Source organism: Pollutimonas sp. M17 (assembly GCF_025836975.1).
In the GTDB taxonomy this organism is placed as follows: domain Bacteria; phylum Pseudomonadota; class Gammaproteobacteria; order Burkholderiales; family Burkholderiaceae_B.
Map to the genome: position 1 here is coordinate 2,987,457 of NZ_CP107548.1, position 15,431 is coordinate 3,002,887.

General features: G+C 63.6%; 12 protein-coding genes. 3 read left to right on the top strand and 9 right to left on the bottom strand.

The features are described 5' to 3' along the window. The first annotated feature begins 118 nt into the window (after positions 1-118). Genes OEG81_RS14115 through OEG81_RS14125 form a run of 3 tightly spaced genes read left to right on the top strand, consistent with a single transcriptional unit; the run spans position 119 to position 2,174 of the window. Positions 119-523: a group III truncated hemoglobin gene (locus tag OEG81_RS14115; protein ID WP_264129912.1), complete on the top strand. Its 405-nt coding sequence runs from the start codon at positions 119-121 to the stop codon at positions 521-523. Next, a complete protein-coding gene (locus OEG81_RS14120) occupies positions 516-1,718 on the top strand; it encodes an NnrS family protein (RefSeq protein WP_264129913.1) in 1,203 nt (400 codons plus the stop codon). Before OEG81_RS14115 ends, OEG81_RS14120 begins: the two co-directional genes overlap by 8 nt. Positions 1,719-1,721: 3 nt before the next feature. Then, positions 1,722-2,174 carry an RrF2 family transcriptional regulator gene (locus OEG81_RS14125; protein WP_264129914.1) on the top strand — a complete coding sequence of 151 codons (453 nt, stop codon included), beginning with the start codon at positions 1,722-1,724 and terminating at the stop codon, positions 2,172-2,174. Positions 2,175-3,284: 1,110 nt separating this feature from the next. On the opposite strand, the gene OEG81_RS14130 is transcribed toward OEG81_RS14125, so the two are convergent. The 9 genes from OEG81_RS14130 to OEG81_RS14170 form a co-directional block, all read right to left on the bottom strand. Then, complete coding sequence (locus OEG81_RS14130) at positions 3,285-3,725, bottom strand: MarR family transcriptional regulator (RefSeq protein WP_264129915.1); 441 nt, start codon at positions 3,723-3,725, stop codon at positions 3,285-3,287. 50 nt (positions 3,726-3,775) lie between these two features. After that, positions 3,776-4,975 (bottom strand): phosphoglycerate dehydrogenase, encoded by a 1,200-nt coding sequence (gene serA, locus OEG81_RS14135; protein ID WP_264129916.1) that lies wholly within the window; start codon positions 4,973-4,975, stop codon positions 3,776-3,778. Between the two features lie 121 nt (positions 4,976-5,096). Then, on the bottom strand, positions 5,097-6,893 hold the full coding sequence (locus OEG81_RS14140) for a gamma-glutamyltransferase family protein (RefSeq protein ID WP_264129918.1): 1,797 nt from the start codon (positions 6,891-6,893) through the stop codon (positions 5,097-5,099). A gap of 19 nt (positions 6,894-6,912) precedes the next feature. Next, the gene (locus tag OEG81_RS14145; protein ID WP_412034073.1) at positions 6,913-8,421 is read right to left on the bottom strand and encodes an ABC transporter substrate-binding protein; all 1,509 of its coding nucleotides are present in this window, start codon (positions 8,419-8,421) and stop codon (positions 6,913-6,915) included. Between the two features lie 21 nt (positions 8,422-8,442). Continuing rightward, on the bottom strand, positions 8,443-10,293 hold the full coding sequence (locus tag OEG81_RS14150) for a dipeptide ABC transporter ATP-binding protein (RefSeq protein WP_264129919.1): 1,851 nt from the start codon (positions 10,291-10,293) through the stop codon (positions 8,443-8,445). A gap of 22 nt (positions 10,294-10,315) precedes the next feature. Further along, entirely contained in the window at positions 10,316-11,194 is an 879-nt protein-coding gene (locus tag OEG81_RS14155) for an ABC transporter permease (RefSeq protein WP_264129920.1), read from the bottom strand. Then, complete coding sequence (locus tag OEG81_RS14160; RefSeq protein ID WP_264129921.1) at positions 11,191-12,135, bottom strand: ABC transporter permease; 945 nt, start codon at positions 12,133-12,135, stop codon at positions 11,191-11,193. The genes OEG81_RS14155 and OEG81_RS14160 overlap by 4 nt, the downstream gene beginning before the upstream one ends. 84 nt (positions 12,136-12,219) lie before the next feature. After that, positions 12,220-13,734: an ABC transporter substrate-binding protein gene (locus OEG81_RS14165; protein ID WP_264129922.1), complete on the bottom strand. Its 1,515-nt coding sequence runs from the start codon at positions 13,732-13,734 to the stop codon at positions 12,220-12,222. A 27-nt stretch (positions 13,735-13,761) separates the two neighbouring features. Next, a complete protein-coding gene (locus OEG81_RS14170; RefSeq protein WP_264129923.1) occupies positions 13,762-15,390 on the bottom strand; it encodes a gamma-glutamyltransferase family protein in 1,629 nt (542 codons plus the stop codon). Positions 15,391-15,431: the final 41 nt, after the last annotated feature.

The following is a 15,431-nucleotide window of genomic DNA, read 5'->3' on the forward strand; positions in this document are numbered from 1 at the left end:
CCCTGACATTGACGATCGTGACGAATTTTTATAAGATTACTTTTAAATAAATCTTTACTGAGCCGTGTGCATTGAGCGCCGGTCCATTCATGCCTTGCCCGGCAGGATACGCTTCCTTATGACCCGATCCGAACTCTGTACCGAAGAAGAAATAAAAACGCTGGTTTACGGGTTCTACGACCGCGTACGGGCCGATGCGCTGCTGGGCCCGGTCTTCAATCAACATATTCACGACTGGGACACGCACCTGGGCATCATGGTCCGGTTCTGGTCCTCGCTGCTGCTGAGCACCGGGTCTTATAGCGGCACGCCCATGCCCAAGCACATCGCCCTGCCCGGCCTGAATGCCGACATGTTCACCCAATGGCTGGCGCTGTTTCACGAAACGGCGCAAGAACTCCCGAACCGCCCCTTCGCCGAACGCGCCGAGGAATTCGCTCACCGCATCGCACGCAGCCTGTGGTTCGGATACCAGATGAACAATGAACCCAATCGCATGCCCACGGAGCTTGTCCATGGCTGAACTGCTGCACATACAGGAAAACAGGTCAGGCGCCGCCGGGCCCGACATGAAGGCTTTCCTGAGCCTGGGCTTCAGGCCGCTGTATATCGCAGGTTGCGGCTGGGCTCTGATTTCCCTGCTCATCTGGATCTTCGCGCCGCAATTCATCGGGCAGACGCTGGGCGGGGTGGCGTGGCATGCCCATGAGATGCTCTGGGGCTTCATCGCCACCATCGCCGTCGCTTTCCTGCTGACCGCCAGCGCCACCTGGACCGGATTCAACCCGCTTAAAGGCGCAGGCCTGGGAGCCATCGTCGCGCTATGGCTGATCGCGCGCATCGGCTATCTGTTCGGCGGCGAAATCGGCACCCACATTGCCTGCGCCAGCGAGCTTGCCTTTTTCGTGATCAGCGCGGCATGCCTGATGCGGGTCATGGTCAAGGGTAAAAGCCGGCGCAACTACGGCGTACCGCTGCTGGTGCTGGGCCTGGGAGCGGCCAACGTGCTGTACCTGCGCGCCGCCCTGGACGGCAATTACATCCTGCTCATGCAGCGTTTCGACCTGGGCATGATCTGCATGGCCGTCATCGCCCTGCTCATCGGGCGCCGGGTCATCCCTTTCTTTTCCATGCGCATGGTGCCCGGCCTTGCCTTGCCCATGCAGGTTCGCAGCGGCCAAGCCCAATTGGTCGTCAGCGTGATCGCCATTGCCCTGGGCCTGGCCGGTCTGGCTTTGCCCATGGCGGCCGCGCTGGCCCTGGTCGGCGCGGTCAGCCTGTGGCAGGTGCTGCGCTGGAAGCCGCTGGCGGTGCTGCACAAGCCCATGCTCTGGATACTCTATCTTGGTTATGCCGCCATGGGCCTGGGACTGCTGTTCGCGGCCTGGCACACCAGCGGCCTGGCCACCGGCGTCCTGGCTCGCGCAGCGGTGCATGTGCATATCATCGGCATGGGCGGATTCGCGGTGCTGATCATCGGCATGGTGACCCGGACGGCGCTGGGCCACCTGGGCCGCCCTCTGGCCCTGGACGGCAGCATGCTGGCCAGCTACTACCTGATGATCGCCGCCGTCGTACTGCGCCTGGGCGCCCTGTGGCCAAGCAGCGGCAGCCTGTGGCTGCTGCGCGCGGCGGCCCTGAGCTGGATGGCATGCATGGCCCTTTACCTGTGGCGGTTCGTGCCCATGCTGATCCGTCCACGCCACACGCCGGGGTAATCCATGCGCCTGACTACCATGACCGATTACGCGATGCGCCTGCTGATGTACGTGGGCAGGCATCCCGACCGTCTGTGCACGATCGCCGAAATCGCGCAGTCCTACGGCATTTCCGAGCCGCACCTCATGAAGATCACGCACAGGCTTGCGCAGCGCGGCTGGCTGGAGACCGTGCGCGGCAAGAATGGAGGCATGCGCCTGGCACGCCCTCCGCATGAAATCAACCTGGGTGCGGTGGTGCGCGATACCGAAAACGACCTGGCGCTGGTGGAATGCTTCGTGGCCGGAAACGCCTGCACCCTGAGCGGCCATTGCGGCCTGACGGCCATCATCGACGGCGCCCTGCAGCAGTTCATGCAGCATCTGGACCGCTATTCGCTGGCCGACATACTGCCCGAGCCGGCGCAGAGCGCCACGTCCACCATGCACTTCGTGGAGCGGGCCGAGATCAGCTAAGGGAAAAGGGCATCAACAAGACACTAGAGCATTTTCGGTTCAGGTGTTTACATGTTTCGAAGCGCTGCGTCGGACAGGTGCCACGAACGCTACCTCTGCGCCAAACTTGCTCTCGTACACGCGGGCGGGGTGGGGGTGAAGGCCGTTGGGCCCGCGTGGCCGGTTCGGCGCCCCGCGCGCCGAACATCGCATCGTCTTGCTCGTCCGCCCATGCGGGCTGCCTTCGCCTACGACGCGCTCGGCCCCGAAGAGCCCGCCGGCCTTCACCCCCACCCCGTCCGCTGCATCTTGGAATAGTGCCTGGCTGTTGGGGCATCTTGGGTGCTTGGCCTTTTTGCGTTTCGTGATCTTCAGTTAGAAAGACGTTGTGCGCTCGCCCTGGCGCGGCCCGCCAGCCGGGCCGCCTGGGGCTTCGGACTGTGATCCTCGTGGCGTTGCTTGATGAGGGCGGCAGGTAAGGTGCCCTTGGGAATGCCTCTTGGCGCCTTCTGGTGCTCGTGTGCCAGGGTCTGCCTCTTTCAAGACGCTCATAGGCCCGAACACAACATTACGGATACCCTCGGTGAGTGAGGCCAGCCACCGCCGACGCAGACAACCAGGCTTGCCGCATAGGGGGGTTGCCAAGGCATGGGGCTTCGCACTTCTTACGAAATGGATAGTGAGGTATACCCGCGTATAAGAGCCGATGGCTGGGCTACAAGCATCCTGAATAGGACACGGAGGAATCGCAGGTATACGAAACCTGGCTTGCTCAAACCCGACTGCGCGCTGCCATTCCAACCCAAAGGGGCCATCGTGCCAACAGTGAAACATGCCTCATTGTCGCAGTGCGGCGGGGCTCGGGTGGCGGGCCGGGCGACTTGCGGGGCCGAGCCAGTCGTACGCGAAGGCAGCCCGGACGGGCGGACGAGCAAGACGAAGCGGTGTTCGGCGCGACGGCGCCGAACCGGTCACGTGGAGCGGGCCTGCCACCCGAGCCCCGCCGCACGTCAGAAGAAGCAAGCAGCAGTTCAAATGAACAAGGGATTCACGCGAACAAGCATGCATAACCACCCCGTCGATGACGATGGGAAAAGTCCATATTATGCTTGTATTTAAATCAAAAATACTCTAGCTGCTGAAATGACGCAGCAGCTTGGTCAGCAAAGGCCGAACCGCGCGCAACTCTTCAAGATGAACATTGGACAGAGCCGCCAGTTTTTCGTCGGCCAGCGGCGTCAGCATGACCCGCACGCGGCGCCGATCGTCGGGGTCCCGGAATCGATACACCAGTTCCATGCGCACCAGGCGGTTGACCAATTCCACCGCGCTGTGGTGGCGGATCAACAACTGCTCGGCGATATCCCCCACACTGGGCGCGGCATCGGCGCTCATGGCCTTGATCACCAGCAGCGCCTGGTGTTGCTGCGGCATGAGCCCCGCGGCGGCCGCCGCCGCTTCGCTGAAGGCGCTGAAGCGGCGCAAGGTAAAGCGGAACAAGGCCAGCGCTTCGTAATCGGCGCGGGTCGGGCTCCCATCCTTGCTGTTGGAGGGGTTGTTGTAGGAAGTCACTGGGCCTGGTCAAACACGGATGAAGGCGGCCGCGCCGGCCGCCGGGCAAGTCAGGCCAGGTTGCAGCGCACCGTTATGGGGTGCGCGCGCAATACCGACATGACGGTATCGTCGACCTTGCCTTCGACATCGGAAATAACATAACCGATCTGCCCGCGCGTCTGCAATTGCTGGCTGACGATATTCAGGCCGTGCTCGGCCATCAGGTTGCTGAGCGTGCCCATGGCGCCCGGCAGGTTGCGGTGCACGTGCAGGATGCGGGCGGTGCCGGCCGCTTCCTGGTAGGGAATTTCCGGGAAGTTCACGGCGCCCTTGGTCGTGCCGCTCAACACGAAGCGAACCAGCTTTTCGGCCACTTCGCGGCCGATATTCTCTTGCGATTCCTGGGTGCTGCCGCCGATGTGAGGCGTAAGAATGACGTTGCGCATGCCGATCAAAGGGCTGGCCAGGGGCTCGTTGACGCTTTTCGGCTCGACGGGGAAGACGTCGAGCGCGGCGCCGGACAGATGCCCCGAAAGCAGCGCCGCGTGCAAGGCGTCGATGTCCACGACCGTGCCCCGCGATGCATTGATGAGTATCGCGCCCGGCTTCATGGCCGCAATGGCCTGTGCATCCATGATGTTCTGGGTGGATTTTCCCCCCGGAACGTGCAGGGTGACGATGTCGGACTGCCCCAGCAGCTTCTTCAGCGAGGCACTGGCCCTTGCGTTGCCCAGCGGCAGTTTTGCTTCGACGTCGTGGAAGATGACGCGCATGCCGGCCGCTTCAGCCAGGGTGCCGACCTGCGAACCGATGTTGCCGTAGCCGATGATGCCCAGCGTCTTGCCGCGCGCCTCGAAGGCGCCTTCGGCGGACTTGTCCCAATGCCCCTGATGCACCCTGTCGTTCTTTTCAGGGATGCGGCGCAGCAGCAGGATGGCCTCGCCCAGCACCAGTTCGGCAACCGAGCGCGTATTGGAGAACGGCGCATTGAAGACCGGAATGCCGCGCATCATGGCCGTTTCCAGGTCCACCTGATTGGTGCCTATGCAGAAACATCCAATGGCGCGCAAGTCGGGCATGTCCGCCAGCAAGGCGGCATCGAGGTGGGTGCGTGAACGGATGCCGACCAGTTGCGCGCCGCGCAGGGCTTCGCGCAAAGCGTCGGGCTGGAGCGCCGACGCATGCGTCACGACATCGTCCAGGCCCGCGGAGGTGAATATTTCCTTGGCGCTGGGGTGGATGTTTTCAAAGAGGACAATGCGAGTCATTAATAATCCCGGGGAAGCAACGATAAACGGTTATTGTGGACTATTTTAGGACTGAATGCCCCCGTGTCCATTCCGGGCAAAGGGATTTGCGCATTGTGAAACAGCGGGATGCGGGGCGGAATCAGCGCCCCGCGGCGTAGGCCTGGATCAGCCGCGGCGAAGCCGCCGCGTGCAGCAGGCCATCCGCATCGCGCGATGCCGCCGTCAGCCGGCCTATGCTCCAGTCCGGCGACTCTTCAAGCCGATGCCCCCGGCGGCGCAAGTCATCCAGTACCTGCGCCCCCACCGCCGTCTCGATGGTGATGTTGCCCGGCTTGCGGCCGCGCGGATAGAAGGAACTGGGAAAATGCTGCGTATGGAACATGGGAGCGTCGATGGCCTCCTGCAGGTTCATGCCCTGATGCAGATGGCGCAGGAAAAGAATCAGTTGCCATTGCTCCTGCTGGTCCCCGCCGGGCGTGCCGAAGATCATATAGGGCCGGCCGTCGCGCAGCAGCATGGTCGGGCTCAGCGTGGTGCGCGGGCGCTTGCCGGAGGCCAATGTGCCGGGCATGCCCTCTTCCAGCCAGAACATCTGCGCGCGGGTGTTCAGCCCGAAACCCAGTTCCGGGATCACCGGCGAAGACTGGAACCATCCGCCCGACGGCGTGACGGTAATCATATTGCCCCAGCGGTCTATGGCGTCGATATGGGTGGTGTCGCCCCGCTTGGCGGACAACAGCGGGTTGGCGCGGTCCATGGCGGAAAGCAGGCTGCCGTCGTTATGGCGGGACAGGCGGTCCAGGACGGCCTCGACCCGCGCCACCTGGGCCTCGAAACCCGGCACGAGACCCGGCCGCAGCTCGTTGGAGGCCTGCTCGCCGATCAGCCCGCTGCGCTCGCGGTTGTACTCCCGGGAGAGCAGCGCCTGCATGGGTACGTCGACGAAAGCAGGATCGCCGTAATAGGCCTCGCGGTCGGCGAACGCCAGTTTCATGGCCTCGACCAGCAGATGGATGAAGCGCGGATCGCCATGTTTCAAGCGGGCGATGTCGGTGTGTTCCAGCAAGGCCAGGGTCTGGAGAAAAACCGGCCCCTGGCTCCAGGGCTGCGTCTTGGCCACGGTTGCACCGCCATAGCCATGCAGCAGCGGCTCTTCGTAGCCGGCGGACCAGCCCGCCAGATCCTGCCCGTTCAGGACGCCCTTGTGCGGCGTGCCGCTTTCGTCCATGACCTCGTTGCCCGATACGAAGCGATCGATCGCCTCGGCCACAAAGCCCTGGTAGAAGGCCTTGCGGGCCGCCTCGATCTGCCGTTCACGATCGCCGCCGGCGCTTTCCGCCTCGGCCAGCACGCGCTCCCAGGCCTGGGCCAGCGCCGGGTTGCAAAACAATCGGCCGGCCTGCGGCACCGCCCCCTTGGGCAGGTATACCTGCGCCGAGGTGGGCCACTGGGTTTCAAAAAATTCTTTCAGGCCGGCAATGGTGTTGGATACCCGCGGCAACAGAGGGTGGCCGTTGCGCGCGTAATGGATGGCGGGCTCCAGCACGTCCCGCAGCGACATGCTGCCATGGTCGCGCAGCAGTATCATCCAGGCGTCGAAAGCGCCCGGAATCACCGTCGCCAGCAGGCCGTTGCCCGGGATGAGCTCCAGGCCCTGCGACCGGTAATGCTCGAGTGTCGCGCCCGCGGGGGTTGCGCCCTGCCCGCACAGCACCTGGACCTTGCCCGTGCGCACGGAATGGAAAATACCCGGCACTTCGCCGGCCGGCCCCACCAGGTGGGGCTCGACCACGTGCAGCGTAAAGGCGCTGGCCACGCAGGCGTCGAAGGCATTGCCGCCGCGCTCCAGCATGGCCATGCCCACCGCGGTGGCCAGCCAGTGCGTGGAAGTCACGACACCGAAGGTGCCGGTAATTTCTGGACGGGTCGTGAACATGGTGAGAAACCGCCTATTCCTATTGTTTGGCCAGGGTAACGCCTTTCAGGCGGATGAGGCCATCGGGATAGGGCACGAAGCCCTGCACCCGCTTCTGCAGGCCGAAGGTCCAGGGCAGGTAAAAGGTGTAGACGATGGGCCGCTTCTCCTGCATCTGCTGGAGGAATTGGGAATACAGCTGCTTGCGCTTGCCTGTGTCCAGCTCCTGGCGGGCTTCCATCAGCAGGTCGTTCATGGCCTGGTCGCAGAATTTCCCATCGTTCAGGCTGCCCTTGCAGGCAACGTACTGGAATATATTGCCGCTGGGGTCGACCCGGCCCGACCAGCCGGCCTGTGCGAGCTCGAAATCGCCGCGGGCCATGGTCGATTGCAGGGCCGCGAACTCCATGGGCCGCAATGTGATGTCGAAGCCCGCCTCGCTGCCCATGGCCTGGATCAGCTCGAAGACCTGCTGCATGATGGTGTTGTTGCCGAAGGAGATCTCGACCTTGACGCGGTCATGGCCCGCCGCCTTCAGCAGCGCCTTCGCCTTTTCGACGTCGCGGCCCTTGCGCTCCATGCTTTTGTCGTAGGCGAAGCTGGCCGGCGGGAAAGGCTGGAAGGCCGGCTGGTACAGGCCCATGCCGACAACCTGGTTGATGGCGTCCTTGTCTAGCGCCAGATCGAAAGCCTGGCGCACACGCGCGTCTTTCGCGAAGGGATTGTCGGCGCGCGGGCCGTTGGCGAAATTGATCGAGATGGCCTGGAAGCCCAGGCCCGTTATCGGCATGAAGGCCAGCTTGGGATCGCTCTTCACGGTCTCGACATCGCTGGGCGCGACACGCTCTATGATGTCCAGCCCGCCGGATCGCATATTGTTCAGGCGCACCGTTGAATCGGGCACGGGGCTGAAGCGGACCGCATCGAAATGGTAGTTGGCGGCATCCCAATACTGGGGAAATTTTTCCAGCGTGATGTGATCGTTCTGGACCCGTTCCTTGAATCGGTAGGGGCCGGAGCAGACCGGATTCTTGCCCGGATCCTTGTCGAAGCTGGCCGGCGACTGCATCATGCCCGCGCGATCCGAGAGCTGCGACAGGAAGGAGGCGTCGGGCTCCGATAAATGCAGGATGATCGTGGACGGATCGGGCGCCTCGACCCGCTCCAGCGTTGCCAGCTCGCTCTTGCGGTTGCTGTCGGGCAGGGTCTTGGCCCGATCCAGGTTGGCCTTCACCGACGCCGCGTCCATGGGCGTGCCATCGTGATACACCACCTTGTCGCGCAAGGTCATCTTGAGCGTCTTGCTGTCCTGCCATTCCCAGGCCGTGGCCAGTTGCGGCACGAACTCCAGCTTGGGAGTGATGTCGACCAGCTTGTCGCACAGCGAAGCGAACACGATGCGGCCGACGAAGGTGCGGGCGCGCGCGGGATCGAGCTGGTCCGGATCGTCCTGCAGCCCTATCCGCAGCGTCGTCTGCGCCGCGGCGGCACCCGAGAGAACCAGGCTTGCGGCCAGAGCCAGCTTGAACATCGTCTTGTGCATGATCATTCTCCGAAATAAGCCAGCACTTCAATAGACACCGACGGCATGGCGGGCGACGAAATGGCCCTCGCCCACCTGGACCAGCGGCTGAACCTGCGGCGCGTCGCTGACATGGCGCACCACGCTGGGGATTTCGTCGACCAGCAGCGAATGCTGCCTGTGGCGGTAGCTGGGGTCGGCCACTGGAACGGCCGCCATCAGCTTCTTCGTATAGGGATGCTGCGGGTTCTCGAACACGGCGCGGCGCGGACCTATTTCGACCACCTGGCCCAGGTACATCACCACCACGCGATGGCTGATGCGTTCGACCACCGCCATATCGTGCGAAATGAACAATATCGCCAGGCCCAGCTCGCGCTGAAGGTCGAGCAGCAGATTGACGATCTGCGCCTGTATGGAAACGTCCAGCGCCGACACCGACTCGTCGGCGATGATGATCTTGGGATTCAGCGCCAGGGCGCGCGCGATGCAGATCCGCTGGCGCTGCCCGCCGGAAAATTCATGCGGATAGCGGTCTATCATCTCGGGCGCAAGTCCGCATTTCTCCATGAGCCAGGCGACGCGCCGCTCGGCTTCGCGCCCCTTGGCCACGCCATGGATGAGCAGCGGCTCCATGATGGAATACCCTATCGTCACGCGCGGATCCAGCGAGGCGAAGGGATCCTGGAAGATGAACTGTATGTGCCGGCGCAAGGCCTGCATTTCGTTGCCGCGCAACAGGCTGATGTCCTGGCCCTGGAAGGTGACCTTGCCGCCCCGTATGCGCTCCAGCTGCGCCAGCGAGCGCCCCGTGGTGGTCTTGCCGCAGCCCGATTCGCCCACCACCGCCAGGGTCTCGCCCGGGTACAGGTCGAAACTGACCTGCTCCACGGCATGCACCCGATGGCTGACCCGGCCGAACACCCCGGTGGCGATGTCGAAACGGGTGGTCATCTTGTCCACTTTCAGCAGCGGGTCCTGGTCGTAGCGCGCCGTGCGGGCCTGCGGGGCGGCCTGCATCGGAGCGCCACCCTTCTGCGCCATGTCCAGCAAGGCAAAGGGCGCCGGCTGGTCGCTGCCTTTCATGGAACCCAGCCTGGGCACCGCCGAGAGCAGGGCGCGTGTATACGGATGCCGCGGATCGCCGAAGAGCGCATCGGAATCGTTCTCCTCGACCTTGTCGCCCCGGTGCATCACCATGACCCGGTCGGCCACTTCGGCCACCACGCCCATATCGTGCGTGATGAAGATCACGCCCATGTCCATGTCCTGCTGCAATTGGCGGATCAGCTGCAGGATCTGCGCCTGTATCGTGACGTCCAGCGCCGTGGTGGGCTCGTCGGCAATCAGAACCTGCGGCCGGCACGACAGCGCCATGGCAATCATGATGCGCTGGCGCATGCCGCCGGAAAGCTGGTGGGGATAGCGCCCGCGCACCGCCTTCGCATCGGGAATGCGCACGACCTCCAGCAGCCGCAGGGTCTCGGCCAGTGCCGCGGCGCGGTCCATGCCCTGGTGCAATTGCAGCGCCTCGGCGATCTGGTCGCCCGCCGTGAAGCTGGGGTTGAGCGAGGTCATGGGCTCCTGGAAGATCATGGCGATGTCGGCGCCGCGCACCGTGCGCATCTGGGCTTCGGTCGCGGCGGCCAGGTCCAGCACGCTGCCATCGCGGCGGCGCAGCAGGATGTCGCCCCGCACGATGCGGCCGTTGCCGAACTCGACCAGCCGCATCAGCGACAGCGAGGTGACCGACTTGCCCGACCCCGATTCGCCCACGATGGCCAGGGTCTCGCCCCTGCCCACATGGAAAGACAGGTCGCGCACCGCCTCGACGGAGCGCTCCGGCGTCGTAAATGCAACCGTCAGGCCGCTTACCCGTATGACATCTTGTTCATTCATTGCGTGCATGGCTAGACAGGCCCTAATGCTCTTGCCGCGGGTCCAGCGCATCGCGCAGCCCGTCACCCAGAAGGTTGAACCCGAAAACCACCAGGAAGATGGCCGAGCCGGGGAAGATGGACATCCACGGCGCCTGGGTCATGAAATTCTTGGCGGTGTTCAGCATGGATCCCCAGGAGGGATTGGGCGGCTGCAGGCCCAGGCCCAGGAAGGACAGGCTGGCCTCGGCGATGATGGCGCTGGCAATCATGATGGTGGCCTGCACGATGAGCGCCGGCATGACGTTGGGCAGGATATGGCGCAGGATGATGCGCGTGTTCGACGCGCCCAGCGAGCGGGTGCTTTGCACATAGTCTTCGTTCTTGATCGCCAGCACCTGCCCGCGCGCCAGCCGGATGAACAGCGGCGCCGCCGACACCCCGATGGCGATCATCGCGTTGACCAGGCTGGGCCCAAGGAAAGCGGCCAGGGCGATGGCCAGTATCAGGAAGGGAATGGACAGCAGCGCCTCGGTGGCGCGCGAAATGCAGCCGTCGACCAGCCCGCCGAAATAGCCGGCCAGCAGGCCGAACGGCACGCCCACCCCCAGGGCGATCAAGACGGAGCACATGCCCGCCAGCAGCGAAGCGCGCGCGCCATAGACCATCCGGCTTAGAATGTCGCGGCCCAGTTCGTCGGTGCCGAACCAGTGCATGGCCGAGGGCGCCTTGCGTATGGCGGTGAAACTGACCTGCGCCGGGTCGAAGCCCACGATCAGCGGGGCGAACACCGCCACCAGCACGAAGAACACGACGATGGCCGCGCCCAGCATGGCCGAGGGGCTGCGCTTGAATTTGGACCAGGATCGGCTGCGGCGACGTTCGAACGCGCCCTGCGCGGCGGCGGGGGCATGGGAACTCATGAATACCTCAGGCGCGGATTGATCAGGATGTACAGCACGTCGGCCAGCAGGGTCAGCACGATGAAGCCGACCGCGATGCACAGCACCACGCCCTGCACCACCGCATAGTCGCGGTTGAAGACCGCATCGACCAGCAGCTTGCCGAAGCCCGGTATGCCGAAAATCTGCTCGGTGAGCACCGCGCCCGCCAGCAGCTCACCGAACAGAATGGTCACCAGGGTGACGATGGGCATCAGCGCATTGCGCAGCGCATGGCGCAGCACCACGATGCGCTCGGACGCCCCCTTGGCGCGTGCGGTGCGCACGTAATCGGCGCTGAGCGCCTCGAGCATGGCGGAACGGGTATGGCGCATCAGGTAGGCGGCGATGGCCGTGGACAGCACCAGCGCCGGCATCAGCATGGTTTTCATCGACAGCCAGAAATCGCGGCCCGGCGGCACATAGCCCGAGGCCGGCAGCAGCCTGAACTGCACCGAAACGATCATGATCAATATGATGCCCAGCCAGAAGTTGGGTATGGACATGCCCGACAAGGCAAACAGATTGGCGCCGAACTCCACCCGCGTTCCCTTTCGGACCGCCGCCAGGATGCCCAGCGGTATTCCGACCAGGATGGCGAAGAACATGGCCATGATGGCCAGCTGTATGGTGACGGGCAGCTTCTGCGACACCAGCGTCGTGACGGGAATGTCGGTGCGCAGCGATACGCCCAGATTTCCCTGGCCGACCTCTTTGATCCAGGCGACATACTGGACCGGAAGGGGATCGTTCAGGCGGTATTTCTCGCGCAGGAAATCCAGCACGGCGGGATCACGCTCTTCGCCGGCCATGGCCAGCACCGGGTCGCCCGGCAGTATCTTCTGCAAACCGAATATCACGATCGACACCAGTATCAGCGTGGGTATGGCTACGATGACACGGCGCAAAATAAGCTTGAGCATGCAATGGAATCCTGGCTTGCGTGAAACGATGCGCCCGCCCCGGGGCGGCGGCCAGGGGCCGGGCCCGGGGCGGTGTGCGGAGAATCACCCCTTGGAGAAGGACACCCCCTGAAGCCGGATCATGCCGTCCGGGAAAGGCTCGAAGCCCTGAACCTTCTTCTGCACGACGAAAGGCCACGGCTGATAATAAATATACATGCTGGGCAATTCGTCCTGCAATATCGTCTGCGCCTCGTCGTAGACGGCTTTGCGCTTTTCCTGGTCGGAAATCGTGCGCGCCTTGCGCAAGATTTCGTCGACCTTGGGATTGCAGTATTTGCTGTCATTCAGCGTGCCCTTGCAGGTCACGAACGAGAAGATATTGCCATCGGGGTCGACCCGGCCCGACCAGCCGCGCATGTCCACCTGGAAGTTGCCCTTGGCCGATTCGGCCAGCATGGCCGCGTACTCGGTGGGGCGCAAGCTGAGCTGGAAGCCCGCCTGTCCGGCCATGGCCTGCACCATTTCGGCCGTGGAGGCCTCGATGGTGTTGTTCGCGAAGGTGAGCTGGGCCTGCACGGTTTCCATGCCCGCCTCTTTCAGCAAGGCCTTGGCCTTGGCGATATCGGGCTTGACCACGGGAAACTTGTCGCTGTGGTAGGGGCTGGCCAGCGGAAAAGGCTGCTGCGCCGGCGGGAAGATGCCGCCCCCGATCACTTCGCCGATGGCGGCGCGGTCTATCGTCAGTTGGAAGGCCTGGCGCACCAGCTTGTTGCTGAAGGGATTGTTCTTGGCGCCCTCCCCATTGTTCACGTTGAACATGAACTGGCGGAAACCCAGTCCGGTGACCGGCTTGAATACCAGCCCCGCGTCCTGCTTGATGGCGGGAACATCGCTGGGATTGGCCCGCTCGAGAATATCTATGCCGCCCGATTTCAGGTTGGACAGGCGCACCGTGGAGTCGGGTATGGCAAAGAAGGTGACCTTGTCGAAGGCGTAATCCTTGGCGCCATAGTATTTGTCGAATTTTTCCAGGACGATGCGGTCATTCTGGACGCGCTCCACGAACTTGTACGGCCCGGAGCACACCGGATTGCGGCCCACGGCCGAGGCGCTGTCCTCGCCCGCGAAGCTCTTGGGGGACAGCATCATGCCGGCCCGGTCCGACAGCTGCGCCAGCAGGGGCGCATCGGGCTGCTTTACGTTGATGACCAGCGTATACGCATCGGGCGCCTCAACCTTGCTGACCGATGCCAGCTCGCTCTTGCGCTGGCTTTCGGGCAGGGTCAGGGCCCTGTCCAGGTTGGCCTTGGCGGCCTGCGCGTCGAACTTGCTGCCGTCATGGAAAACGGCGTCTTCGCGCAGCTTGAAGGTCAGCGCGGTGTTGTCGTCGTTCCAGGACCAGGACTTGGCCAGCTTGGGCACGAATTGCAGCTTGCTGTCGATATCCACCAGCTTGTCGCACAGCGAGGTGAAAACGATGCGCGCCGCATAGGTGCGCGAGCGATGCGGATCCAGCGTGTCCGGATCGTCCTGCATGCCGATGCGCAGATCCTGCGCGTGGCCGACGGCGGCCATGCCCATCAGCAGGCCGCCCGCGAGTAAGGCTATTTTTTTCATGTCTTGTCTCCTCTTTACCCTTATTGATTAGAAACCTACCGCCTGGCCATCCCTGCGGCCGTCGCTGGCCGCCACATACCCTTGCTCATTGTCGTCTTCGGATATGCGCCAGATGAACTGGCCCGCACCGAAATCCATGTAGGGGTCGTTCACCGAGTGCAGCTTGTGTCCCAGTCCGATCAAGCCCTGGGTAAGCGAGGCATCCATGGTGTGCTCGATATCCAGCGTGAAGTCGCGGTTCACCTTCCAGCGCGGCGCGCAGCAGGCGGCCTGCGGCTGCTGGTCGTAATCGATCATGCGCACCACGGTCTGCAAATGGCCCTGCGGCTGCATGTCGCCGCCCATCACGCCGAAGCTCATGACCGGCTTGCCGTCCCGGGTCAGGAAGCCGGGGATGATGGTGTGGAAAGGCCTCTTGCCACCCTCGACCACATTGGGCGATTTCGGGTCCATCGAAAAGCCCACGCCGCGGTTCTGCAGGCTGATGCCCGTATCGGGCACCACCACGCCGGACCCGAAGCCCATGTAGTTCGACTGGATGAAGGAAATCATCATGCCGCTTTCGTCGGCGGCGCTCAGGTAGATGGTGCCGCCGGCATGGGGACGGCCCGCCTCGGGGAAGGAGGCCTGGTCCAGGCGTATGAGCTTGGCGCGGCCATCCAGGTAGTTGTCGTCCAGCATTTGCTCGGGCGTCACCGGCATGCTGCGCGGATCGGACACATAGCGGTATAGATCGGCGAAGGCCAGCTTCATGGCCTCGATCTGGATGTGCTGGGAACGGATCGAATCGACCGGAATATTGCGCAAGTCGAAACGCTCGCAGATGCCCAGCGCGATCAGCGCCGCGATGCCCTGCCCGTTGGGAGGAATCTCGTTCAGGGTGTAGCCGTGATAATTCTTGGAAATGGGCTCCACCCATTCGGGCTTGTAGCCGCGCAGGTCGTCCAGCGTCATGGCGGCGCCGCACTCGCGGCTGAAGGCGGCGATCTTCTCGGCCAGTTCGCCTTCGTAGAAATCGCCGCCATGGCTTTGCGCAATACGCCTGAGGGTGTTGGCCGCCCCCTTCAAGCGGAACAGCTCGCCGGTGCGCGGCGCGCGGCCTTCGGGCATGAAGGCATCGGCATAACCCGGCTGGTCCTTCAGCTCTTCAGCCGCTTTGGCCCACTTGCCGGCCACCACGGGCGGCACCACATAGCCGCGCTCGGCGATCTCGATTGCCGGCTCGAACAGGGTTTCGAACGGAAGTTTGCCGAATTTGCCGTGCAGGGCAGCCCAGCCCGCCACCACGCCCGGCACCGAAACGGCGTCCCAGCCGCGCTTGGGCTGCCTGGCCAGGCCATTGGAGTCGGTGCCGTACTTGCGCTTGAAATACTCCACATTCCAGGCGGCCGGCGCCACGCCCGATGAATTCAGGCCGTGCAGCTTCTTGCCGTCCCACAAGATGGCGAAGCAATCGCCGCCTATGCCGCAGGACACCGGCTCGACCAGCGTGATCGCCGCGGCGGCCGCAATGGCCGCGTCGACCGCATTCCCCCCTTTCAGCATCATGCGCAATCCGGCCTGGGCGGCCAGCGGATGGGACGTGGACACCACATTGCGCGCGAAGACCGGCGTACGAATGGACGGATAGGGATTGGACCAGTTGAAGTTTTTCATGTCGGAGGAGGATGTGTTGCCAAATAAAGATGTTGCTCAAA

Bases quoted from the DNA above. Each gene is read 5' to 3' on its own strand.
- OEG81_RS14155 (WP_264129920.1), bottom strand. From the start codon at position 11,194: ATGAGTTCCCATGCCCCCGCCGCCGCGCAGGGCGCGTTCGAACGTCGC.
- OEG81_RS14150 (WP_264129919.1), bottom strand. From the start codon at position 10,293: ATGAATGAACAAGATGTCATACGGGTAAGCGGCCTGACGGTTGCATTT.
- OEG81_RS14115 (WP_264129912.1), top strand. From the start codon at position 119: ATGACCCGATCCGAACTCTGTACCGAAGAAGAAATAAAAACGCTGGTT.
- OEG81_RS14165 (WP_264129922.1), bottom strand. From the start codon at position 13,734: ATGAAAAAAATAGCCTTACTCGCGGGCGGCCTGCTGATGGGCATGGCC.
- OEG81_RS14170 (WP_264129923.1), bottom strand. From the start codon at position 15,390: ATGAAAAACTTCAACTGGTCCAATCCCTATCCGTCCATTCGTACGCCG.
- OEG81_RS14140 (WP_264129918.1), bottom strand. From the start codon at position 6,893: ATGTTCACGACCCGTCCAGAAATTACCGGCACCTTCGGTGTCGTGACT.
- OEG81_RS14120 (WP_264129913.1), top strand. From the start codon at position 516: ATGGCTGAACTGCTGCACATACAGGAAAACAGGTCAGGCGCCGCCGGG.
- OEG81_RS14145 (WP_412034073.1), bottom strand. From the start codon at position 8,421: ATGATCATGCACAAGACGATGTTCAAGCTGGCTCTGGCCGCAAGCCTG.
- OEG81_RS14125 (WP_264129914.1), top strand. From the start codon at position 1,722: ATGCGCCTGACTACCATGACCGATTACGCGATGCGCCTGCTGATGTAC.
- serA (WP_264129916.1), bottom strand. From the start codon at position 4,975: ATGACTCGCATTGTCCTCTTTGAAAACATCCACCCCAGCGCCAAGGAA.
- OEG81_RS14160 (WP_264129921.1), bottom strand. From the start codon at position 12,135: ATGCTCAAGCTTATTTTGCGCCGTGTCATCGTAGCCATACCCACGCTG.